The sequence below is a fragment of the Microcoleus sp. CAWBG58 genome (assembly GCF_020883045.1).
GTDB lineage: Bacteria > Cyanobacteriota > Cyanobacteriia > Cyanobacteriales > Microcoleaceae > Microcoleus.
Genome location: NZ_JAHRFA010000034.1, coordinates 18,650 through 39,660, shown reverse-complemented (window position 1 = coordinate 39,660; position 21,011 = coordinate 18,650). Strand labels below are relative to the sequence as shown.

The following is a 21,011-nucleotide window of genomic DNA, read 5'->3' as shown; positions in this document are numbered from 1 at the left end:
GGTCAACATGAGTGTCACCGAAAAAACCGAACTTCTAGTAACAGATTTTACAGAATTTCCCGACCACACTCAATTACCCGACTCCGACGGTACTTTTGTGAAAAACTTTCAAGAACTTCCTCAAAGCATCCTGCTAACAACATCTGTTCGACCCATTTTAGACCAAATTCATCCCGACGGACAATACTGCATCGGTCAAGATTCAGGTATTTATTGGCGAGTAGCGCAACCCCCAGAACCGCCCGAAAAAGGAGCCGAAGCACCAGATTGGTTTTACGTCCCCGACGTGCCGCCAACTCTCGACGGAAATATGCGGCGTTCCTATGTGATGTGGAAAGAATTAATACCGCCGTTAATTATACTAGAATTTGTTTCTGGAGATGGAAGCGAAGAAAGAGATAAGACTCCCAGAAAGGGGAAGTTCTGGATTTACGAGCGGATTATTAGACCTGCTTTTTACGCGATTTATGAAGTTAAAAAAGCCCAAGTTGAAGTCTATCATTTAGTCGAAGACCGCTTCGAGTTAGCCGCACCAAATAATCGCGGACATTACCCGATCGCACAAATAGGAGTAGAATTAGGCATTTGGCAAGGAGTTTATCAGGGCGTAGAACTGCCTTGGCTGCGCTGGTGGGATGACTTGGGGACTTTGCTGTTGGCGGCGGAGGAACAGGCAGAAAAAGAACGACAAAGGCGCATAGAAGCTGAGTTGCGAATTCAAGCTTTGGAAGCGCGTTTGCGAGAGTTAGAAGGAGGTTAATCAGTTGACAGTTGACAGTTGACAGTTGACAGTTGACAGTTGACAGTTGTAGGGGCAGTGCCCCCGTGCCTGCCCTCTTAACAGTTGACAGTTGATAGTTGGCAGTTGATAGTTGATAGTTGATAGTTGACAGCTATAGCAGTCCTAAATTATTTGCATAATTTTTGTAGGGTTCTTAAAGACCCTGGTTCCCCGGATAGATAAGGGGTAGGCACGGGGGCACTACCCCTACAAATCTTCATCAATCATTTAGGATTGCTATATGGCAATTCTAAATCATTTCCAATCTTCGGGTGTGAAATTAACTCCGGTTTGCAGTCAGGACTTCAGTCCTTAAGAGCAGAGCATCAAGGACTAAAGTCCTTACTACAAACATTTTTTGTTTGCTTGATTTCAAGCACCGATCGCAATTGCTAGAATCAAGAGGGCGGGTTTATTAAATTATTTTTTTTGATTCGTAAATGGCTGTAAAACCAGCCCCTACGCACATATTGTTTGTGGTTCAACTAATTTGTAGTATGGAAAATTTAAAAAAGATCGCTTCTAGTCCAGAAGCTGCTTGTATTATTTGATAAGTATTTTGTAGCTTTGTGTAAGTCCTATGGCACTAATTGTTCAGAAATATGGCGGAACATCGGTTGGTACAGTCGATCGCATTTTAGAAGTAGCCCGACGAGTTGTCAAAACAGTACAGCTTGGAAACTCCCTCGTCGTCGTACTTTCAGCAATGGGGAAAACGACTGACGGTTTAGTGAAACTCGCTAAGGAAATTTCCCCAAATCCCAACAAACGGGAAATGGATATGTTGCTTTCCACTGGGGAACAAGTATCGATCGCACTTTTAAGCATGGCATTGCAGGAAATGGGACAGCCCGCCATTTCCCTCACCGGCGCCCAAGTCGGCATCGTCACCGAAGCCGCCCACACCCGCGCCCGGATTTTGCGAATCGATCCGGCGCGCATGGAAACCCAGTTAAATAGCGGAAAAGTCGTCGTCGTTGCCGGTTTTCAAGGCATCGCCGACGCCGGAGAATTGGAAATCACCACCTTGGGGCGCGGCGGTTCGGATACCACAGCAGTAGCCCTCGCCGCAGCCTTGCGCGCCGACAGGTGCGAAATTTATACCGACGTGCCCGGAATTCTAACTACAGATCCGCGCTTGGTAGCCGACGCGCAATTGATGGATGAGATCACCTGCGACGAAATGCTGGAATTGGCGAGTTTGGGTGCAAAAGTCCTGCATCCGCGCGCCGTAGAGATTGCCAAAAATTACGGCGTCCCCCTGGTAGTGCTTTCTAGCTGGAGTGACGCCCCCGGTACCCGCGTGGTGTCGCCTCCCCCCCAACCGCGTCCTTTAGAGGGCTTAGAGCTCGCAAAAGCGGTCGATGCGGTGGAATTTGACTTGGATCAGGCGGGCGTGTCGCTGTTGCGTTTGCCCGATCGCCCGGGAGTAGCAGCGCGGTTGTTCGGTGCGATCGCGCAGCAAAGTCTCGATGTAGACTTAATTATCCAATCAATTCACGAAGGAAATACGAACGATATCGCCTTTACAGTCAGGCGAAATTCCCTGAATCAAGCTGTCGCGGTTGCAGATGCAATTGTCCCCGCCCTGGGTAAAAATTCTCGCCCAGAATTGGGGGAACCAGAAGTAAAAGCAGAGGAACGACCCATAGCTAAAGTTAGCATTGCCGGTGCCGGAATGATCGGGCGGCCGAGGGTAGCAGCCGAGATGTTTAAGACTTTAGCGGATGCGGGAATTAACATTCAGATGATTTCCACCTCCGAAGTGAAAGTTAGTTGTACGATCGATGCTGCGGAGTGCGATCGGGCAGTTGCCGAACTCTGCAAAGTATTTGATGTCGCCAACTCTCCTATCGGGCTGCATTCCTCATCCAACAAACCGCCCGCAGTGCGCGCCGTAGCGTTGGATCTCAATCAAGCGCGTCTCGCAATTCGCCAATTGCCCGATCGACCCGGAGTAGCAGCAAAACTGTTCGGACTGTTAGCAGAAGAAAACATCAGCGTAGATATAATCATTCAATCGCAACGCTGCCACAATATCGACGGCATCTTAACACGGGACATAGCATTTACCGTAGCACAAATAGACGCCACCGCAGCCAAAACAGTCCTAGAAAAATCAGCAGTTGAATTCGGCTGGGGCGAAATAGCAGTCGATACACAAATAGCTAAAGTTAGCGTAGTAGGTTCCGCCATGGTACTGCATCCGGGAGTAGCGGCGAAGATGTTTGAAGCGCTTTCCGAGCACAACATCAACATTCAAATGATTGCCACTTCTGAGATTAAGATTAGCTGCGTTGTGGATGAAGCCCAAGGTGTCACAGCTTTGAAAGCAATTCACGCCGCGTTTGAACTTGCCGGCACAGAAAAAATCCAAATTCCCGCCTAATAAAGGTTCGTAGTAAGGACTTTAGTCCTTTCTTACAGGTTTGTAGTAAGGACTTCAGTCCTACTTTTTTATGAACTAGCGACAAAAGTTCTTACTGCAAATGCCCAAGCATTAAACTGTGTTAGGATCGAATTGGCGATCGACCAAAAGGAATTTAATATTATGACAGTAGCTAACGAAAAAATTACTGATAGTAGTAGCAATAGCGGTTTATCGAATTTCCGCATCACTATCGAACGTCTGATCGAACTTTTAGATTTAGAAGAAGAGGATGAGTACGGGGTTTTGAGACCGACTGAGTATGCTTTCAGGACAGCGATGAAATTGGTTGTTGAGGCTTATGATATTATGGGGAACAGTTTTCCAAAATGCTCGACTGGTACTGATGACCAAGGTAGTATTAGACTTGCTTGGCAAAATAGAAATGCTGATTGTAGAGTCAGGTTATTTTGCCCATCTAATGCCCAGGGTAAAGCTTACATTTATCATCAAAAAAATCAGGAATATAAATCGGAAGATCTGATTTCCGCGTCAACGTTAGTTCATTGGTTAGAGTGGTTCAACAAGGTATAACTGATAAATTTTCTCGGAGTCACTCTCATCTAGTCTTAAATATGTAATGAAGTGCTATGGGGAGCATCCGGATTGTGCAAACATATCCGCAAGGGTGAAGCATTCGCGCCTGTATCTTATCGACTATACGAGAGATTTTCAGCGCGAATGCTTCGCCCCTACAAAAACGGGATGCTCTCGTGCTATAATATTTATTGTTCGTGGATAAATTATCTGATTTGTTCTGCGAATGACATTTTTATGACTAAATACTTATGACTGCAAACTATAAATTCGATTCTTTAGCTGACAGTGCTATTGTCTATAGAGCTTTACTTCGGAGACAATGGATTGATGAAACCAGCGATATAGTTTTACTTTTCGCTTATTTACTTCGACCCAATGAGCCTGGTTTATCGGTAACAATTGGCAGTGTTTGTTCGCCCGAACAATGTGCAGCAAAATTCAGAAATTGTTACGGAGTTGCTAGCATTCAAGTAGGACAAATTCGCGAATTAGGTTTAGATGCAGTACCTGACTCTGCGTCCCACGCTCAGATTGTCGGTTTACCTTATGTGGCAGATGACCGAGACAGGGCTGAAAGATTGGCCGATTTGTTAGCAGATCGATCGAGAATTGTATGGACACCTTCGCAAACATAGCTGAGCAAGTTTTCAGATTAAATCCGGATTAAAAACCTTTGATAATACTCGGCAGTTTCAACCGTCGAGTATTTCTTTTGCGATCGCCTCCACCACCGGTACACAAACAGAATTCCCAATTTGCTTGTAACTTTCCCCCGCACTCGGATAACTCTTAAAATCTTCAGGAAAACCCATCAGACGGTAGCATTCCTTCAGCGTCAACTTTCGCACCAAATCTCGATCGCGAAAATAGACAAAAAACCTGCCCGATGTTTCTTGCGAAGGAATTGTCGGATGCACGCCATCCACCGAATAAATGCGATTCGGCTGTCTGTGAACCCTCGATAAATGTTCTGTATTCGGCCTCACGCCAGTTTTCCAAGTACCTTTATTTCTGTAACCTACAAATACAAGTCCCGAATCTTGCTTTCTCGGAGACTCAATTAAAGTATACTCAGATTTATCCAATATTTCAAAATCTCCTGTCTCGTCTAGAAATTCCCTGAGTCTTGGCGGAAACTTGGTTTTGAGATGAGAAAAATTAAACTTTTTACCCTGAGTTGCAATAATAAATATTCGTTCGCGGTGTTGGGGAATTCCAAAATCTTTAGCATTCAAAATTTTATAATTTACGCTGTATCCCAAATCTTCAAGGCTGGCAATAATTACTTTTAAAGTATTTCCCTTGTCGTGATGGATTAAGTGCTTGACATTTTCCAGCACAACTACTTGAGGTTGCTTAATTTTGATGATTTTACAAATCTCGAAAAACAGCGTACCTCTAGTATCTTCAAACCCCAGCTTCTTGCCGCAGATGCTAAAAGGTTGGCAGGGAAACCCCGCAACTAAAACATCAAAGTCTCCCAACTCCGCGGGATTGATGTTACTAATGTCTGCAAACGGAACTTCGCCGAAATTATCTGCGTACACTTCCCGGCATTTGCTGTTAATTTCGCAGGAAAAAACGCATTTAAACCCCACTTTTTCAAAACCTTGCCTGAAACCTCCTATTCCCGAAAATAAGTCTATAAATTTCATCTATAATTTAACGTAAAACATTACTAAATCTAATAATAACAGATTTTGTTCCTCTCTCTTCTTCCACTCTGCGCTCTCTGCGCTCTCTGTGGTTCAAAAAACTAATCTAAACAAAAACCGACATCCCACAGGGAATTGCCGTGTATGCAGATATCGGGTAGAATGCCGATCGCCCAAAAAACTCCCAAACTTGTCCCGCAGCCGACTAAACTAGAAATAGCAGAACAAAAAACAGCCATTACCTACTTCCTTTCGCCAACAGCAGGGGTTTGAAGGCCCAGCATGAAGGTAGATTGTGATAAGAACGGAGTTTAAATCTCCGTTATTGTCACTTCGCTGTCAACTGTCAACTGTCAACTGTCAACTGTTTAACAACCATGAGTCAAACCTTGGAAAACCTCACCGCAATTGATGACAAGCTATCCAAACGTCACATCGACCTCGATCCGGGCGGCTACTTCATCATCTATGTCGATCGCACCACCAGCTCAATTTGCGCCAAACACTTCACCAACATCATCGACGATCGCGGTCTGGCTGTCGATCCCGAAACCGGCAAACCGATCCCCGCCCGCGGCAAAGTAGAACGCACTCAGTGCACGCTTTTTAGCGGCAGAACCGCCAAAGAACTTTGCGTCAAAATCCTAGAAGAAACCCGCCCCAGCCCGGTGACAATGTTCGATCACGCGGCTTATCTGGGACGGGAATTTGTGCGGGCAGAAATTGCCTTATTGAACGATCGAGAATACATTCAAGATTAGTCGAAGCATCAACTGTTTAAAAACCTCGCTGTCAACAGTCAACAGTCAACAGTTCAAGAAAAACCTTGATACCAGAAATAAGTCACCATCGGAATCACTGTCGCCAACACCAACAGCACGACCACAACAACTGTGGCATTACCTTGGTCTGTTTCTTCAGCTTTCTTAAACGTGCCTTCAACTTGAATGTTATCCACAACTTTAGGCGCGCCCGGATCTGGTTCGCCCGACATCACAGTCGCAATCCGGGAACTAGCTTCGGAAAATGCCTCGTTGTATTTATTACCTTCTCGCAGCGGCACTTGCACAGTTTCCCCAGCTACACTCTGGGCAATTTCATCGCTTAGCAGTGACTTTACCCCTTCGCCGGTGCGAATTGCCGCGCTGTTGGTAACAGTGTCGAGAACGAGTAAAATTTGATTGTTCTGGTCTTCTTTTGCGGGAAACCACTGTTCAAATAGTTGATCTGCGAAAGTGGCAGTCGTTTCGCCGTAGTCTAGGCGGTGGATAGTGACAAACCTGACTTGTTTTCCTGTTTTCTGTTCCAGGGTGTCGAGTACGCTGCTGATGTTGCTTTCAGTGCTCCGGCTGAGTACGTCGCCTTTGTCCCACACCCAAGTTCGATCGCCCGCCGACAACATTGGCATTTCGTAAACGCCCGTCGCCAATGCCGGCAATACCGCTATCTGGGATGCGATCAGGACGATCGCGATCGTCACAGCCGCTTGTTGGAGATAATTTCTCCAGTTAAATAATTGCTCTAGTCTAGTCATCAGAAAAATGGGTTTGAAACCCCGTCCTTTCAGGACGGCTTTACATTTGTTGTTACTACCGCCTTGGAGTCGCAAGAGTTCGGTGTGATGAAAGTGTTGCACTTTCAACGGGACAATTACCGTTTCAAATTTTGCGACCCTGTACGCATAGTGTTTGCTACCGAAAAGTTGCGGTAAGCCCTATTTCTAGGTGTATATTTCCCTTCGCCACTGACTGCCAAAGTGGTTAAAAACTAGGGAGGCATTCTTAACGTTTTGCGGGATACCACTCCCAGACAGTTCAGTTTGTCTTAAAGACGTAGGCTAGACACTGGTTTAGTCCTGAATTTGTGAAGGTGGTGAGCCTTCCTCTTTCAAGCCCCATGCCTTTGGGCTGGGGTCAATGACGAGGTTAACCGTAACACTGACTTTTTTCCAAAAATACTATAGAACCCCCTGTAAAATTCATTTTACACGGTGCAATATTTATAATTAGGTCGTCAGTCCAACTCCCCGCCGGATTATTTTACGATTTTAAGTATGGAACCAGCAGACACTTATAAAGGTTGGATTCTTCAATCCCAGAAAGTATTCTACGTCGAAGTTTGGGATAGCCGCGGCAACCGCCACGTCGCCGTCCAAAATGCCAAAACTGAAGAGGAAGCTTTGGAATTGGCTAAAAAGTGGATTGATAACTATGAGTCTAAACCCGGAAGAATGCCGATCGACGTACCGCATCCTTTCGGGGATGCAATCGATATGCCATTTTAAGATAGCTTGTAGGGTGCGTCAGAGTCAGCCTCTTCAAATCGAGCAATTATTGGAACTGACACACCATAAGGCTATCCCAGTTGCATCCTCGACTACATTTGCGATCGGTCTAATTACCAGAAAAAATTGGTTGAAAGCCGGAGCCCCGATCGCCCTTGAGAAATTAAAATCAGACGATTCATTACCCCAATCCTCGGACTTATAGGTCAAGTGCTTTCAACTGTCAACTGTCAACTGTCAACTGTCAACTGAATTACGAAATTCCTCGCAATTTTTGAGTGTTTTCTACCAAACTCATGGCAAATTCATCGAACCTTTGAGACAGTTTTTCATCCAACAATTTACCATCGGGACTAAAAGCTTTCCAAGCTTGTCCGATCGCAATTTGTTCGGGAATTACCCAAGCGTGTACCCATCTCATAATGGTTCGCAAATCGTTAAGGGCGTTGTTGTTCGCTTGTCCTCCCAACACGCTGATTGCACCTGCAACTTTCCCGTCCAAATGCTCGAAACTGCTATACAAAAACTAGACAAGTCTAGACATTTGCTTCTTACTTCATCGGGAGCATGGGAGCGGTTATCCCTCGGTAAGCTTTCACCGTGAAAGCCAACCGTGATAAATTTATCGCTGCATTTAAGTCCCTGTCCATCGAATGACCGCAACTTCCACAGTTGTAAGTTCTTTCTTTCAGTGGCATATCTTGGATGTGTCCACAATTTGAACAGGTTTTGCTTGATGGAAACCAGCGATTAGCAACGATTATCTCACAACCAAACTTTTTAGCTTTGTATTCTAACTGACGTTTAAATTCATGGAATCCACAATCAGCTATTACCTGTGCTAGTTTGTGATTCTTTAGCATTCCACTGACATTCAAATCTTCTACTACTATTGTTGCGTGGTTTTTGCATAAGTAAGTAGTGATTTTATGCAGAGTATCTTTCCTGAGGTTTGCTATCTTTGCATGGTGTTTTGCTAACTGAACTTTAGCTTTATATCTATTTCCAGAACCTTTGACTTTTCTCGCAAGAACTCTTGATAATCTCTTGAGTTTTGTGAGATGCGCTTTATAGTGCTTTGGGTTTGGAAATACTACGCCAGTTGAAAGGGTAGCCAATTCTTTAATTCCCAAGTCCACTCCTACAACCTCATGACTTTTGACCGTTGGTTCATGACTTTGTTCGTAAGCGAACGCGATAAACCAACTGTCGGCAGTACGTGAAATGGTGATTGATTTACAAGTTGTGTGAGGTAGTCCTTCGTGAGTTTTTACCCAGCCGATTGTCGGCAACTTGATGGATGTACCGCCCACAGGAATCGGCTTGCCACCAGCGTCAATAGTAAAAGAGTCGTGATGGCCTTTTTTTTTGAAATTGGGGTATCCACCCTTTTTAGAGAAGAAACGAGCAAAAGCATCACCTAAATTGTCAAAAGCATATTGAGTTATCTTCTGGCAAATTCCGGTCTCTTTTATCCATGTAAACTCAGGTTTCACATGATTGTTGAAGATTTTTTTGAGCAGGTATTTATTGGGCTTTAATCCATCTTTATAGAGAGCGCTCCAAGTAGCCAGTCCCCAATTATAAGTAAACCTTGCTATTCCAGCGTGCTTACTCATGACCGTTTCTTGACTCTTATTTAGCTTTAGCTTTGTTTTGATGGATAAAAGCATTGCTCGACCTCCGACAGTTGATATTTCGCCCCTAAGCATTGTCTTTACTGACAATCTAAGCTTTTTGCGAATTCCTGTGGTTTGAACAGGATGGTATATCGTAGATTTGTCTACAAGTGTACCACTTTGTCTATTTAATCGCTACCTAGGTACTAGCTCATCAAATCTAGGGCATTCTTGAGAACACCGCTAACGCTACCGTGATACTCCGGCGTTGCCAAAATTAAACCGTCGGCTTGGCGTACCGCATTCCGCAGCTTTTCCACATCGGGCTTTTGGTGATAATCATTCTCGCCGTCGCAGAATGGCAAATCGAGCGATCGCAAATCCAATATTTCAACTTCTGCACCCAGGGTTTGCACCCGTCCTGCTGCTGCCGTCAGCGCTAACTGGCTGTAGGAGCCAGCCCGCAAACTTCCACCAATGCCGACAATCTTTACCATAGGAGTTGAAAAACAATAACTGCTTGACCAAAGCGTACTCATTACGACTATGATTAGTCTAACAAGTGCGATCGGCAAATGTCAATCGATTTGAGATTTTGGATTGGCGATTTGAGATTTATGGTCGAAAAACCAGGTTTTTTGAGTCGCAGTGCGTAGAGTGAAGCAGGGTGGTTTTATTGTCGGGATAAAAAATTAAAAACTCAGGATAAAGGTACGTAGTTGGGCTTTAGCCTCCTTTAAACCTATAGATAAAGGAGGCTAAAGCCCAACTACGTACCTCTCTGATTTGGTCAAAAACCCGGTTTCTGAGTCGCAGTGGGTTCACAATCCTGCATTTTGAGGTACCTCTTGAGATGTCAAGGACAGATAAACCCATTGAATACCCGGCATCTTGTTAAAATAAACGAACGTAGCAAACTAAAAGCAATCAATCTTGGCAGTCTTCAACCTTGGGCACAGCAATATGAAAAATTCTTGGAAACACGCATGGCTGGGACATCTAGCTGTAAACAAAGACAAATCGAGCCAGCAGAATCCTAAAAAATCAATTCCAGGACGAAATCTGTGGCGCATTCTGGGTAGTTTGGTGATTTCTCAAGGAATATTGCTCTCTACCCCGGTTTTTGCCGACAGCGCGCCAAACAACACGATGAGTTACAGCCAACTGATCGAAAACATAGAAAAAGGACAAGTCAGTAAAGTCGAAATAGACGAAATTCAAAGAACCGCTAAAGTTAGGCTAAAAGATCAAAAAAACGAGCAGGCGCAAATTGTTACTCTCTTCGACTACAACAACCGAGAACTATACTCACAAATCCGCGCCAAAAAGATCGACTTTGAAGTCAAACAAACAGCCGACAACGCCGCCGCAGTAAGTTTAGTCGTAAACTTGCTGGTAATTTTCGCAGTGTTGGCAGTGTTGATGGCTATCCTGCGTCGATCGACCCAATCGCAAGGAAATGCCATGAACTTCGGCAAATCCCGAGCCCGTTTCCAAATGGAAGCCAAAACCGGCGTGATGTTCGACGACGTAGCAGGAATCGAAGAAGCTAAAGAAGAATTGCAAGAAGTAGTCACCTTCCTCAAAAAACCCGAACGCTTCAACGCCATCGGCGCCAAAATTCCCAGAGGAGTTCTGTTAATCGGGCCTCCAGGAACAGGTAAAACAATGTTGGCAAAAGCGATCGCAGGTGAAGCAGCAGTCCCCTTCTTCAGCATCTCCGGTTCCGAATTTGTAGAAATGTTCGTCGGAGTCGGCGCCTCGCGCGTCCGCGACTTGTTCCGCAAAGCTAAAGAAAATGCGCCCTGCATCGTCTTCATCGATGAAATAGACGCCGTAGGAAGGCAGCGCGGTGCCGGTATTGGCGGCGGAAATGACGAACGCGAACAAACTCTCAATCAGTTGCTAACAGAGATGGACGGCTTTGAGGGTAACAGCGGCGTAATTGTGATTGCAGCTACTAACCGCCCCGACGTGCTCGATACTGCCCTGCTGCGGCCCGGTAGGTTCGATCGCCAAGTAACGGTAGATTTGCCCAGCTACAAAGGGCGTTTGGGGATTTTGGAAGTGCACGCGCGCAACAAAAAACTCGACGAAGAAGTTGCCCTAGATACGATCGCCCGTCGCACTCCGGGCTTTTCCGGCGCTGACTTGGCAAACTTGCTCAACGAAGCAGCAATTCTCACCGCGAGGCGACGCAAAGACACGATTGGTACTTTAGAAGTTAACGACGCGATCGACCGAATTACGATCGGGCTGACTCTGAATCCGCTGCTCGACAGCAAGAAAAAGTGGCTGGTAGCATACCACGAAATCGGACACGCCCTCGTCTCAACTATGCTCAAAAATACCGACACCCTAGAAAAAGTAACAATCATTCCTCGTTCCGGTGGCATCGCAGGCTTTGCCAACTACGTGCTCGACGAAGAAATGCTTGACAGCGAAGGTTTGAGGAGTCGGGCGTGGCTGTTAAGCCGGATTACGGTAGCTTTGGGCGGACGGGCTGCGGAGGCAGAAGTTTACGGCGATGCGGAAGTAACTCTGGGCGCCAGCAGCGATATCACAGAAGTCAGCAAACTAGCGAGACAGATGGTAACGCTTTACGGAATGTCGGATTTGGGGCCTGTGGCTTTGGAAAGTCCGAACAATGAGGTGTTTTTGGGTCGAGACTGGAATTCGCGATCGGACTATTCTGAAGCAATGGCGATGAAGATCGATCGGCAAGTCCGAGAAATCGCGATTCACTGCTACGAAGAAGCCCGCCAAATTATCCGCGAAAACCGCGCTTTGGTAGACAAGCTGGTGGAAGCGCTGTTGGATGAAGAAACCATCGATGGTGAGGAATTCCGGCGAATTGTCGATCGATACACCGAGTTGACTAAAAAAGAGCTAGCACCAACGTGAATTAGTCAATTGTCAGTTGTAGGGGCAGTGGATGGTGCGGGCCTGCCCTCTTAAGTTGACAGTTTTCAATAGTCATTAGTCATATCATGTCCGGTCGATTAACCGCGAAATAAGTAAGGTTTGTAGTGCGGACTTCAGTCCGCAGCAGAAAGCGGACTGAAGTCCGCACTACAAACCTTTTTTGTGATGGTCATCGACTGGACATGATATCATTAGTCATTAGTCAGGCTATGGCAGACATGGTCTACTACTTCTTCTCTTTGATTGGTGACTAATGACTAATAGATGTGAATTGCCTTTAATGTTTGATTGGATAGGTTAACCGCAGATCAAAGGCAAATAAACACAGATAAACGCAGGTGCGTTTCAAAATTGTTTGCGAATCAATGGAATTCGATTCTAATGACTAATGATATCGTGTCAGGTCGATCGACCACTATAAAATTGGTTCGTAGTGCGGACTTAAGTCCGCAACAAGCGAGCGGACTTAAGTCCGCACTACAAACGGTTTTTTATGGTAATCAAGCAGACATGATATGACCAATGACCAATGACCAATGACTAATTAAGACTGATTGGAATACATTTCGCGAAGTACCAAAGCCGGATCTACCCAGCGGCCGCCGTACTTCAATCCCCAATGCAGGTGAGGCCCACTCGTGCGCCCTGTCATCCCCACTCTGGCAATTCTCGCACCGGCCGGCACAGTTTGACCCTGCCAAATTTGCAGGCCGCCTTCGCGATCGATATAATAACGCCCGCCGTTAGCGGTTTGCACCCTACCTTTGAGGTGACAGTAGATGTGATCCCAATTTCCCGATCGCACTACCATACCAGTACCGCACCGGCCATCTTCCCAAACTTCCACAACTTGACCCCCCCACCAATTGCGGATGTAGCTGCCTTCCGGGGCCGCCAGATCCAAACCGTAATGAAAATCCCCGCCGCGAGGGCCGAAGGGGGAAGTATAGGCTTCAAAACTTTCCACTGGGAAAGAGGCTTCCTGCCATAAATTACCCGTAGCGACTTTGCTTGGTGAGGTTTGCTGAGCCCGGACTAACTCCTGCCGCCATCCCATACCAAGTAAACCAATGCCGATGGAAGCTGCTACCACCAGCAGCGATTTGGGACGAAAAAAGCGTTTTACTGTCAGCCCGTTTGTAGAGTCTTGCACGATTTCTTGAACTCCTAAAAGTTGAATGTATTTGCGAATCTGCGTTGTCTGATGTGCCAATTCGCTGCAAGATTGCCTCGCGTGCTCTACGCACTAGCGAATCAGTTGACCAACGTGTATCTTACTGCATACAGAACAGGTGTCAAGGCTCCGGGTTAAATGCTGCCGGGAAGGGAAAATTATGTGCCAGCCAAATTCGTGCTGTGCTTGAATTCGATCGAGCTTTTGTTGGACAGTATAGTAGTTCCAGGATTTTGGATCTAGTCTGAAATCTCAAATTTATAACACACATCAAGCAATGCTTACTGAAATTTTTCCTTTTAGTTTTGCCATAGATGCAACTGCGATCGCCGGTGCGTCATTATGGTCTTTGGCCCTGTATTGGGGGCTGTCACCCATCACAGAATGGATAATCCTGCAACTCAACCGCTGGATGAATTTTGCCGAAAGATCCCTCTACACCTCGGAAGCGGAGTTTGAGAGAACCCGCCAAGCCAGAGAAGCTCAAAATGCCTTTTATGCTTCCCTGTTGAGTATTCTGCCCTTTTTGATTGTGGGCGGATTGTGCAATTGGGGCGTCGAATTGTCGCTGGGTACCAGTTGGGCAGTATCCATGGGGACGATCGCCTGTATTGGCGGTGGCGTATACGAGCTCGGGCGCCGAGACGGCGAGTCTGGCGAGTCTTAGGGAATTTTAGATTTTAGATTGCGCGCGGGTGTTTAGAAACCGGGTTTTTGCGACAATATTTCGTTGTCACCCGCCAATTAGCTAAAAAACCCGGTTTCTTTTGTCGAAGTTCGCAAGTTCTGTGCAGTCTTTGTTATAATTATTAGTTAAAAATTAGGATGTAAAGCTATGAAACTAAAGTGGTTGATACCTGCAATTATCTCATCTTTTTCAATCGCAATTGCTCCTGCCAAAGCAACTGAAACCAGGTGCGGGTGGTTGCAAAATCCGACACCTGCAAATTGGTTTCTCAAAGATAAAGATGATAATTGGCTAATCTCAGCCCAAGGGGGATATCAAGCTAGAGGAATGGATAATCTTCCTCCTTTTAAGGATGATGAATATGTCAAAACTAATGTCAATTACGGATACGGTTGTGCTTGTTTAAATGTGGTAACAAATAAGAATCTAAGGAGAATTATTGCAATACGAGGTGGCGAGCAATTACCGCTTTCGACTTGTCGCAAAGATCCAAATTTGCCAAAAAATCCTTAACTACAAGTGCATTTAAATTGTACAGTCAAATTTAACGAAATTTATTGTAGGGTGCGTCAGTTATAAAATCTTTGCTAAAAACATATCAGACTTTTGCTGACCGAATAGCAGGGGTTTGAAGCCCCTGCCTTCAGGTAGATTGCGATCGGAAAGGAGTTTAAATCTCGGTTCTTATCACTTCGCTGTCAACTGTCAACTGTCAACTGTCAACTGTCAACTGTCAACTGTCAACTGTTTAAGCACCCTATGGACTCAGGTATAATTGACAGGTCTGATTTGGGAATTAACCAAATGAAATACCAACCAGAACCAACATTATTAAATCAAGCCCGCGCTGCCTTCAAAGAAATCTGGGGATACGACGACTTTCGGCCGCCCCAAGGAGAAATCGTCAGCAGTTTGTTAGCCGGGAAAGATACAATGATAATTATGCCAACAGGTGGTGGCAAATCAATCTGCTTTCAACTGCCAGCTTTATTACAAACAGGCTTAACTTTGGTAATTTCGCCGTTAGTCGCACTCATGGAAAATCAAGTGCAAGAATTGCGCGATCGCAATTTACCCGCTGGCCTCCTCCACAGTCAATTACCAGCACAGCAACGGCAACAAACTATGCAATCGCTGCAACAAAACAAGTTGAGATTGCTGTACCTGTCTCCCGAAACATTACTCAGCAAACCTGTTTGGGCAATTATCAGTCAGCCGCACATCCCAATCAACGGTTTAATATTAGATGAAGCTCACTGTTTAGTTCAGTGGGGCGACACATTTCGACCCGCTTACCGCCGTTTGGGAACAGTACGGCCGGCTTTGTTAAAATCTAAGCCGGAAGGTAGTAAAATTGCGATCGCAGCTTTCACCGCCACCGCCAACCCCCAAGCGCAGCAAACAATCAACAAAGTCTTGCAACTGCACAAGCCAGAAGCATTTTTGCTCAGTCCGTACCGTTCTAACCTTCACCTGAAAGTGCAAACTGTCTGGACACCCAGAGGGCGGAGACAACAGTTATTAAATTTTATCAAAGCTCGACCAAAAGAAGCTGGTTTAGTCTATGTCCGCACGAGAAAAGATAGCGAGAATTTGGCGGATTTTTTGGCAGGTGCGGGTTATAAAACCGCAGCCTATCATGCAGGTTTGAGTCCAGAGTCGCGCCGAAAAATAGAAACAGCTTGGCTGAATAATGACCTTAAATTTGTGACTTGTACCTGCGCCTTCGGGATGGGAATTAATAAGCCGGATGTGCGCTGGGTTGTTCATTTTCAAGCACCTTTGCTATTATCGGAATACATTCAGGAAATAGGTAGAGGCGGACGGGACGGTAAGTCGTCGATCGCCCTGACGTTGATTAGCGAACCGACGGGTTTGCTTTATCCCGATGACAAACAAAGAGCACAATTTTTTCAAGACAAATTACGATCGCAATTTCGAGAAGCGCAGCAGTTGGCGAAACAACTCCCAGCGAAGGGCGATGCAGATGCTGTGGGGCGGGAATTTCCCGAAAGTGCGATCGCCCTTTCGATTTTACACAGCAGCGGACAGTTAAAATGGGAAGATCCTTTCAATTATGTTATTAATAAATCTGCACAGCAACAAGCCGCCGAATCAAATTTTACCGCTGCCGCAGAAATGGCAAAATATTTGAAACACCGACAGTGCAGGTGGCAATTTTTGTTGCAAGCTTTTGGCTTTGCAAAAGAAGCTAAGTCAATGCGTTGCGGCCACTGCGATAATTGTCGGTAATTTAACAGGATATTAATTTAATCTGAATCGTGCCTAGTTTCTACTGTGCTGTCTCAGTATATTCGCAAAAAATATTGAGACCAATTTTGAGCAGATACAGAACAACAATAGTAGCAATACTAGGATCGATCGGGATTCCCGAAGAAGCGCCCAAGCTAACAATCGCAACAATTAATCCCGTAAGTAAAGGCGCACTTCCAGGATTTTTTGTGTAGTCTTTGAATTGAGCGCGCAAACCATCATTGCCGCAGAGTTCAGCGCGGAGAGTTTTCAGCGTGACTTGCAATAGGGATTTACCACTTTTTGGCTGTTGGGGAACTGCCATCTTTTCACCCCTAAACCACAATTCATCAAAACTGGTGTCAAGTCTGCCGTTGTGTTTTTCCAGCATGGCAAAGGCTTGTTGTGCGGGAGCGTAATCTTGCAACATCGCCCGCTTTTCATTTATTTCGGCATCAGTTAGTATCGGTTCCATGTTATAGATAGCCCGTAAGTTACTCAAACAATTTTCATGTAATAATTATACCAGTCATGACTTGCGCGATCCGACAATCTCTAATATGCCCGATCGAACGCAATGTCTGTAGGGGCGGGTTCGCCAACCATCTCTGGGCAAAATCAACAATCTTGTAAACCCGCCCCCACCTCACCTACAATTTCAATGTACCTGAAATCTCGATCGCTCAGCGATATAATGAATCTCGGACTTGTGCGATCGAATTTTGCTATCCTTGCCCTTGTATTTTGAAAGACGTACATGGGGGTTTATCGTTGGGTGAGGGCGGGTTTATGAGATTATCGGTTTTAGGCTAATATTGTTGGTGAACCCGCCCCTACAGGAATTGTGTGTATTTAACTGGGGTCGATCGAACTGGCTTTCTGAATATCTAAAAACCAATGTTCTGGACACTCATTACCCGTAAACTCTCGCCAAATCATCTTAAATTGACTGTCTCCCAACTGTTGAAGCATTCGCCCTAAATTGGCGATACCCGATTCTATCCACTCTTTATTATGCTCGATGTCAATGGCTAAGGCGCGAAGGTAAATTTTCGCTGCTTCAGTCCAATTTGATCGGGATTCCAGAGTTTCGCCCCATGCAGTTAAAGTTGGGGAAGCTTTACGCCAATCCTTCGCTGCACTTGTAGCTTCAAATGCTTTTTGGAAATAGGCAACAGCATCGTCAAAGCGCTCTTGCTCTTCGGCTACTCTTCCCAGATTGTGATATGTACCAGCAGCGGAGTAAAAATCCCCCTTATCTTCTTTAATTTGGAGAGCTGTATTGTAAAAATCGATCGCCTCGTCAAACCGCTGTTGCTCTGCGGCTACTATTCCCAGTTGGTGATAGCCCTTAGCAGCGGAGTAAAAATCCCTCGCTTTTTTATTAATTTGGATAGCTGTATTGTAAAAAGCGATCGCATCATCAAAGCGCCCCTGCTCTTGGGCAACTGTTCCCAAATGGTGATATGTACCAGCAGCGGAGTAAAAATCCCCCTTATCTTCTTTAATTTGGAGAGCTGTATTGTAAAAATTGATCGCCTCCTCAAAGCGCCGTCGCTCTTCGGCTACTCTTCCCAGATTGTGATATGTACTAGCAGCGGAGTAAAAATCCTCCCCATCTTCAAAAATTTTGAGAGCTTTATTGTAAAAATCGATCGCCTCCTCAAAGCGCCGTTGCTCTTCGGCTACCATTCCCAGATTGTGATATGTACCAGCAATATTGTTATTGAATGAAGGGTTATTTAAAGCTGTCAGCTCATGGTCGAGAATTTCATTATAAACTGCTCTTGCTGTTTCCAAATCAGCATTTTTAAGAGCTTCATTCGCATTTTCTCCTCGCAGATATATCCAGAAATTAAAAGCATCTTTACCCTTTGCCTTTGCTTCTGCCAAGTGGAAGCCAATTTGCTTGAGCGCCCGTTCTCGCAGAGACTTAAATTCCGATTGGCGTCCCCACCTTTCATACACCTCTCCCAAAGCTTGCAGAATTGCTTGAGCATCAGCCCATTCCTGTTGCTGTTCTGCCAGCCGCAACTGTCGCAATAAATTCGGTTCTTCCACTCGCAGTACAAAGCTTGCTAGTTCCGCATTGCTGATGAGTTCCCGACGATATTTATCCGCGAATCCTGCGTAGAAATCCAGCAACTTTTTTTCCAGATTACTGATTACCTCCTGCGAACCCATTTTGTTTAACTGTTGTCGCAGATACCAAGGCAATGCTGGGTGAATTTTGTAAATAGTGTCCCCCAAATCTTCCAGAATTCCGGCGGCAGTCGCTTCATTCAATAGTCCAATCCAATCAGATTGCTGCAAATTTTCTCCAAACACTGCCCGATATGCTTGTCCCCAATTACGATCTGGATTTGCTGAAAAATTATTAAGCCAATGTGCAAACACTCGATCGCAAAATAGCCCTAAAAACGGCAAATGCTGCCTCGCTTTTTCCGACAAATTAGCAAATGAATAATCCAGCGACACCGCCAGAGATTTCTCTCTCCCTTCCTCCTCTGCACCCTGAAAAGTATCCAATCCCCGCCGCAGCGCCTCAATCAACTGCACCGGAGTCTGCGACTTCAAATGCCGCAACACCACCCTCAACGACAGCGGATGTCCGCCCAACAGTTTCAGCAACTCCAGATATTCCCCAGGCAATTTCGCCCTGTCAACCCCCGCTTCCCGCAGAATCCGCGCCGCCAACTCTTCCGCATCCGGCTGCACCAATCCCCGCAACCCCCGCAAGACGTAACCGCAATCCAACCAATTTTCCTCGCGCCGACTGGTAATCAGCACCCAAGATTGTCCCCCGCGCAACTGTTTGAGAAACTGTTTCAAACTTTCTCTTTCCCCAGCCGGTACAAGCGGCGGATTCCCCTGGGGAAACCCATTCACCGGTTCAAAATTATCCCAAATCAGCAAACAAGGATTAGTTTGCAAATATTTTCGCACCACATCTTGCTGTTTTTCCGCAGTAGCTGAAGCGAATTTTTCGCCCCACTTTGCCTTACCGATTTGATTAATTACCTGACTCAATCCCGCACCGCGTTCAAAGGAAGTGAAAAAAACGCCACCTTTTCGCCCCTGAGTATCACCCAACCACCGCGCAAACCCTCCGGCTAACTCAGTTTTCCCAACGCCGCCCATCCCCTGCAACAAAACAATACGATTTTGGCGAAAAGCTCTTTCCAAACACAAAATATCGTAATCTCGCCCGATAAAACCGTAACCGCTAACTTCTGGCAAATCTACCGCCAGCAAAGCCTCTGCATCATCTTCGTCATCTTCCGGCCAATCATCAGGAACAGTTTTCGGAGTGAAAGGCTGGCAAGGTTCCTGCTGATACAATACCGGCACCAGCCAATCTTGCAGCGGTAAAAGCCCTTTGGGACTGGGACGCAGCTTTTCTATCGACATAGATTTGCGCCCCGCAGCCACCGCCGAGGCGATGTCTTGTCCCCGCACCAATTCCCCGTAAAGCCGCGCCATGAAGTGTTTTGCGCCTGTCGCATAGACGGAATAAGCCATAGCAACAACACCTTTCGCGCCCAACTTCACCAACTGTCCCGCCACGGAAGAAAAGGCTTCTTCCCCAGCTTGTCCCGACTTGCAAGCATTCAGAATAAAAATCGGCACGTGGCAATCTGTCAAATATTGGGCAATTTCCCTAGCAGTAATTATTTCTGGGTTGCCATCAACATCTTCAAAAACTAAAACGCCTTCTCCCGATTTACCGTATTGAGTTTGAACAGTTTTGCTGTCAGCTTGAAAATCTCCATGTCCGTCAAAATGAACGATATGATAAAAGCCTTTCCGGGCGTTAAGTTCTGCTTCAAACTGCTTTAAACTAGGGGGACGCAATACAGTGAGATTCACCTGTTTTTTAATAGGTTTGAGTGCCTCTAGCATGGGGCGGGCGATAGTTTGAAAATTAATATCGCGTTCTCCATAGGGTCGAGCAATCACTAATAAAATATTTAATTGTTCGTCAGACATTGTTCCCAATTCTGCCCGAACCGCATAATCGCTCAGACTGCGATACATCCCCGCCAGCAAAGGTGCGAGAAATTGATAATCGGGGGAAAACAGCAATTCCCAAGGCAAATTGAGGACGGCGGGATTGTCGGAAACAATGCTAATTTCGCACTTATCCAATCCGGCGCGTGTCGCTTCCTGAAAAAACTCCCGCGCTTTGTCGTTGCTGCGAAATACTAAGTCAAATAGCCGCTGTCCCCAAGCTTGCAATTTCTGTTCAATTTTTTTAGCCTTTTCCGGTTCTAGTGCGTAGGGAAAGCGCAGATATTCTTCGAGATACCAGCGCAAACTGTCTAATGCTTTGCTGTCAAACGGATGTTCAAAGGTGACGGGAGGGGCGAAACGGGGTGCTGAGTTGCCCCGCTGCCAGAATAGTTGGATGGAATCGTCAATATGATTAATGCGTAGGGAGTTTTGTGCCATTTTTTGCGATGAGCTTGATTAACTTATAATTATATAAGGATTTACCGATCGCAGCCAAAGAAACCGGGTTTTTCGCAGTTTCTACGTTATCACGAATTTTTCTCGCAAAAACCCGGTTTCTGGGCACTCATTACAGCCAAAGAAACCGGGTTTTTCGCAGTTTATGCGCTATCACGAAGTATTTGGGTAAAAACCCGGTTTCTGGCGATCCG

At 45.8% G+C, this 21,011-nt stretch carries 20 protein-coding genes; 11 read left to right on the top strand and 9 right to left on the bottom strand.

The window, feature by feature from the left end; genetic code table 11:
• The first annotated feature begins 7 nt into the window (after positions 1–7).
• The 4 genes from QZ918_RS16805 (at position 8) to QZ918_RS16790 (ending at position 4,384) form a co-directional block, all read left to right on the top strand.
• Positions 8–760 (top strand): Uma2 family endonuclease, encoded by a 753-nt coding sequence (locus tag QZ918_RS16805; RefSeq protein ID WP_293336903.1) that lies wholly within the window; start codon positions 8–10, stop codon positions 758–760.
• 601 nt (positions 761–1,361) lie between these two features.
• Positions 1,362–3,170, top strand: coding sequence for an aspartate kinase (locus tag QZ918_RS16800; RefSeq protein ID WP_293336901.1), 1,809 nt, complete (start codon positions 1,362–1,364; stop codon positions 3,168–3,170).
• Positions 3,171–3,332: 162 nt separating this feature from the next.
• Positions 3,333–3,743 (top strand): hypothetical protein, encoded by a 411-nt coding sequence (locus tag QZ918_RS16795; protein ID WP_293336899.1) that lies wholly within the window; start codon positions 3,333–3,335, stop codon positions 3,741–3,743.
• A gap of 254 nt (positions 3,744–3,997) precedes the next feature.
• Complete coding sequence (locus tag QZ918_RS16790; RefSeq protein WP_293336897.1) at positions 3,998–4,384, top strand: hypothetical protein; 387 nt, start codon at positions 3,998–4,000, stop codon at positions 4,382–4,384.
• Between the two features lie 57 nt (positions 4,385–4,441).
• On the opposite strand, the gene dcm is transcribed toward QZ918_RS16790, so the two are convergent.
• The gene (gene dcm, locus QZ918_RS16785; protein ID WP_293336895.1) at positions 4,442–5,404 is read right to left on the bottom strand and encodes a DNA (cytosine-5-)-methyltransferase; all 963 of its coding nucleotides are present in this window, start codon (positions 5,402–5,404) and stop codon (positions 4,442–4,444) included.
• A gap of 101 nt (positions 5,405–5,505) precedes the next feature.
• On the bottom strand, positions 5,506–5,643 hold the full coding sequence (locus tag QZ918_RS16780; RefSeq protein WP_293336893.1) for a hypothetical protein: 138 nt from the start codon (positions 5,641–5,643) through the stop codon (positions 5,506–5,508).
• A gap of 138 nt (positions 5,644–5,781) precedes the next feature.
• Here QZ918_RS16780 and QZ918_RS16775 point away from each other — a divergent pair, with 138 nt between their 5' ends.
• Positions 5,782–6,165, top strand: a complete 384-nt coding sequence (locus tag QZ918_RS16775; RefSeq protein ID WP_293336891.1) for a DUF4346 domain-containing protein — start codon at positions 5,782–5,784, stop codon at positions 6,163–6,165.
• Positions 6,166–6,218: 53 nt separating this feature from the next.
• Here the strand turns inward: QZ918_RS16775 and psb32 are convergent, their stop codons facing one another.
• Complete coding sequence (gene psb32, locus QZ918_RS16770; protein ID WP_293336889.1) at positions 6,219–6,938, bottom strand: photosystem II repair protein Psb32; 720 nt, start codon at positions 6,936–6,938, stop codon at positions 6,219–6,221.
• A gap of 519 nt (positions 6,939–7,457) precedes the next feature.
• On the opposite strand from psb32, the gene QZ918_RS16765 reads away from it, so the two are divergent.
• Positions 7,458–7,688: a hypothetical protein gene (locus tag QZ918_RS16765; RefSeq protein WP_293154483.1), complete on the top strand. Its 231-nt coding sequence runs from the start codon at positions 7,458–7,460 to the stop codon at positions 7,686–7,688.
• A 253-nt stretch (positions 7,689–7,941) separates the two neighbouring features.
• Here QZ918_RS16765 and QZ918_RS16760 read toward each other — a convergent pair whose 3' ends face one another.
• The 3 genes from QZ918_RS16760 to QZ918_RS16750 form a co-directional block, all read right to left on the bottom strand.
• Positions 7,942–8,211 carry an NADPH-dependent FMN reductase gene (locus QZ918_RS16760; protein WP_527250410.1) on the bottom strand — a complete coding sequence of 90 codons (270 nt, stop codon included), beginning with the start codon at positions 8,209–8,211 and terminating at the stop codon, positions 7,942–7,944.
• Positions 8,212–8,239: 28 nt separating this feature from the next.
• Complete coding sequence (locus tag QZ918_RS16755; protein WP_293336887.1) at positions 8,240–9,361, bottom strand: RNA-guided endonuclease InsQ/TnpB family protein; 1,122 nt, start codon at positions 9,359–9,361, stop codon at positions 8,240–8,242.
• 152 nt (positions 9,362–9,513) lie between these two features.
• Positions 9,514–9,804 carry an NADPH-dependent FMN reductase gene (locus tag QZ918_RS16750; protein ID WP_527250409.1) on the bottom strand — a complete coding sequence of 97 codons (291 nt, stop codon included), beginning with the start codon at positions 9,802–9,804 and terminating at the stop codon, positions 9,514–9,516.
• 466 nt (positions 9,805–10,270) lie between these two features.
• Here QZ918_RS16750 and ftsH point away from each other — a divergent pair, with 466 nt between their 5' ends.
• Positions 10,271–12,211 (top strand): ATP-dependent zinc metalloprotease FtsH, encoded by a 1,941-nt coding sequence (gene ftsH, locus QZ918_RS16745; protein WP_293336885.1) that lies wholly within the window; start codon positions 10,271–10,273, stop codon positions 12,209–12,211.
• Positions 12,212–12,776: 565 nt separating this feature from the next.
• Here the strand turns inward: ftsH and QZ918_RS16740 are convergent.
• Complete coding sequence (locus tag QZ918_RS16740) at positions 12,777–13,289, bottom strand: M23 family metallopeptidase (protein ID WP_527250411.1); 513 nt, start codon at positions 13,287–13,289, stop codon at positions 12,777–12,779.
• A 394-nt stretch (positions 13,290–13,683) separates the two neighbouring features.
• Here QZ918_RS16740 and QZ918_RS16735 point away from each other — a divergent pair, with 394 nt between their 5' ends.
• The 4 genes from QZ918_RS16735 (at position 13,684) to QZ918_RS16720 (ending at position 16,347) form a co-directional block, all read left to right on the top strand.
• A complete protein-coding gene (locus QZ918_RS16735) occupies positions 13,684–14,073 on the top strand; it encodes a hypothetical protein (protein ID WP_293336883.1) in 390 nt (129 codons plus the stop codon).
• 168 nt (positions 14,074–14,241) lie between these two features.
• Positions 14,242–14,607: a DUF4087 domain-containing protein gene (locus QZ918_RS16730; RefSeq protein WP_293336881.1), complete on the top strand. Its 366-nt coding sequence runs from the start codon at positions 14,242–14,244 to the stop codon at positions 14,605–14,607.
• Between the two features lie 115 nt (positions 14,608–14,722).
• On the top strand, positions 14,723–14,869 hold the full coding sequence (locus tag QZ918_RS16725; protein ID WP_293336879.1) for a hypothetical protein: 147 nt from the start codon (positions 14,723–14,725) through the stop codon (positions 14,867–14,869).
• Between the two features lie 29 nt (positions 14,870–14,898).
• Positions 14,899–16,347: a RecQ family ATP-dependent DNA helicase gene (locus QZ918_RS16720; RefSeq protein ID WP_293336877.1), complete on the top strand. Its 1,449-nt coding sequence runs from the start codon at positions 14,899–14,901 to the stop codon at positions 16,345–16,347.
• A gap of 40 nt (positions 16,348–16,387) precedes the next feature.
• Here the strand turns inward: QZ918_RS16720 and QZ918_RS16715 are convergent, their stop codons facing one another.
• Together QZ918_RS16715 and QZ918_RS16710 are read right to left on the bottom strand one after the other, a co-directional pair.
• Positions 16,388–16,822, bottom strand: coding sequence for a hypothetical protein (locus tag QZ918_RS16715; RefSeq protein ID WP_293336875.1), 435 nt, complete (start codon positions 16,820–16,822; stop codon positions 16,388–16,390).
• 377 nt (positions 16,823–17,199) lie between these two features.
• On the bottom strand, positions 17,200–20,799 hold the full coding sequence (locus QZ918_RS16710; protein ID WP_293336873.1) for a CHAT domain-containing tetratricopeptide repeat protein: 3,600 nt from the start codon (positions 20,797–20,799) through the stop codon (positions 17,200–17,202).
• Positions 20,800–21,011: the final 212 nt, after the last annotated feature.

Bases quoted from the DNA above. Each gene is read 5' to 3' on its own strand.
- QZ918_RS16805 (WP_293336903.1), top strand. From the start codon at position 8: ATGAGTGTCACCGAAAAAACCGAACTTCTAGTAACAGATTTTACAGAA.
- QZ918_RS16800 (WP_293336901.1), top strand. From the start codon at position 1,362: ATGGCACTAATTGTTCAGAAATATGGCGGAACATCGGTTGGTACAGTC.
- QZ918_RS16795 (WP_293336899.1), top strand. From the start codon at position 3,333: ATGACAGTAGCTAACGAAAAAATTACTGATAGTAGTAGCAATAGCGGT.
- QZ918_RS16790 (WP_293336897.1), top strand. From the start codon at position 3,998: ATGACTGCAAACTATAAATTCGATTCTTTAGCTGACAGTGCTATTGTC.
- dcm (WP_293336895.1), bottom strand. From the start codon at position 5,404: ATGAAATTTATAGACTTATTTTCGGGAATAGGAGGTTTCAGGCAAGGT.
- QZ918_RS16780 (WP_293336893.1), bottom strand. From the start codon at position 5,643: ATGGCTGTTTTTTGTTCTGCTATTTCTAGTTTAGTCGGCTGCGGGACA.
- QZ918_RS16775 (WP_293336891.1), top strand. From the start codon at position 5,782: ATGAGTCAAACCTTGGAAAACCTCACCGCAATTGATGACAAGCTATCC.
- psb32 (WP_293336889.1), bottom strand. From the start codon at position 6,938: ATGACTAGACTAGAGCAATTATTTAACTGGAGAAATTATCTCCAACAA.
- QZ918_RS16765 (WP_293154483.1), top strand. From the start codon at position 7,458: ATGGAACCAGCAGACACTTATAAAGGTTGGATTCTTCAATCCCAGAAA.
- QZ918_RS16755 (WP_293336887.1), bottom strand. From the start codon at position 9,361: ATGCTTTTATCCATCAAAACAAAGCTAAAGCTAAATAAGAGTCAAGAA.
- QZ918_RS16750 (WP_527250409.1), bottom strand. From the start codon at position 9,804: ATGGTAAAGATTGTCGGCATTGGTGGAAGTTTGCGGGCTGGCTCCTAC.
- ftsH (WP_293336885.1), top strand. From the start codon at position 10,271: ATGAAAAATTCTTGGAAACACGCATGGCTGGGACATCTAGCTGTAAAC.
- QZ918_RS16740 (WP_527250411.1), bottom strand. From the start codon at position 13,289: ATGGGATGGCGGCAGGAGTTAGTCCGGGCTCAGCAAACCTCACCAAGC.
- QZ918_RS16735 (WP_293336883.1), top strand. From the start codon at position 13,684: ATGCTTACTGAAATTTTTCCTTTTAGTTTTGCCATAGATGCAACTGCG.
- QZ918_RS16730 (WP_293336881.1), top strand. From the start codon at position 14,242: ATGAAACTAAAGTGGTTGATACCTGCAATTATCTCATCTTTTTCAATC.
- QZ918_RS16720 (WP_293336877.1), top strand. From the start codon at position 14,899: ATGAAATACCAACCAGAACCAACATTATTAAATCAAGCCCGCGCTGCC.
- QZ918_RS16715 (WP_293336875.1), bottom strand. From the start codon at position 16,822: ATGGAACCGATACTAACTGATGCCGAAATAAATGAAAAGCGGGCGATG.
- QZ918_RS16710 (WP_293336873.1), bottom strand. From the start codon at position 20,799: ATGGCACAAAACTCCCTACGCATTAATCATATTGACGATTCCATCCAA.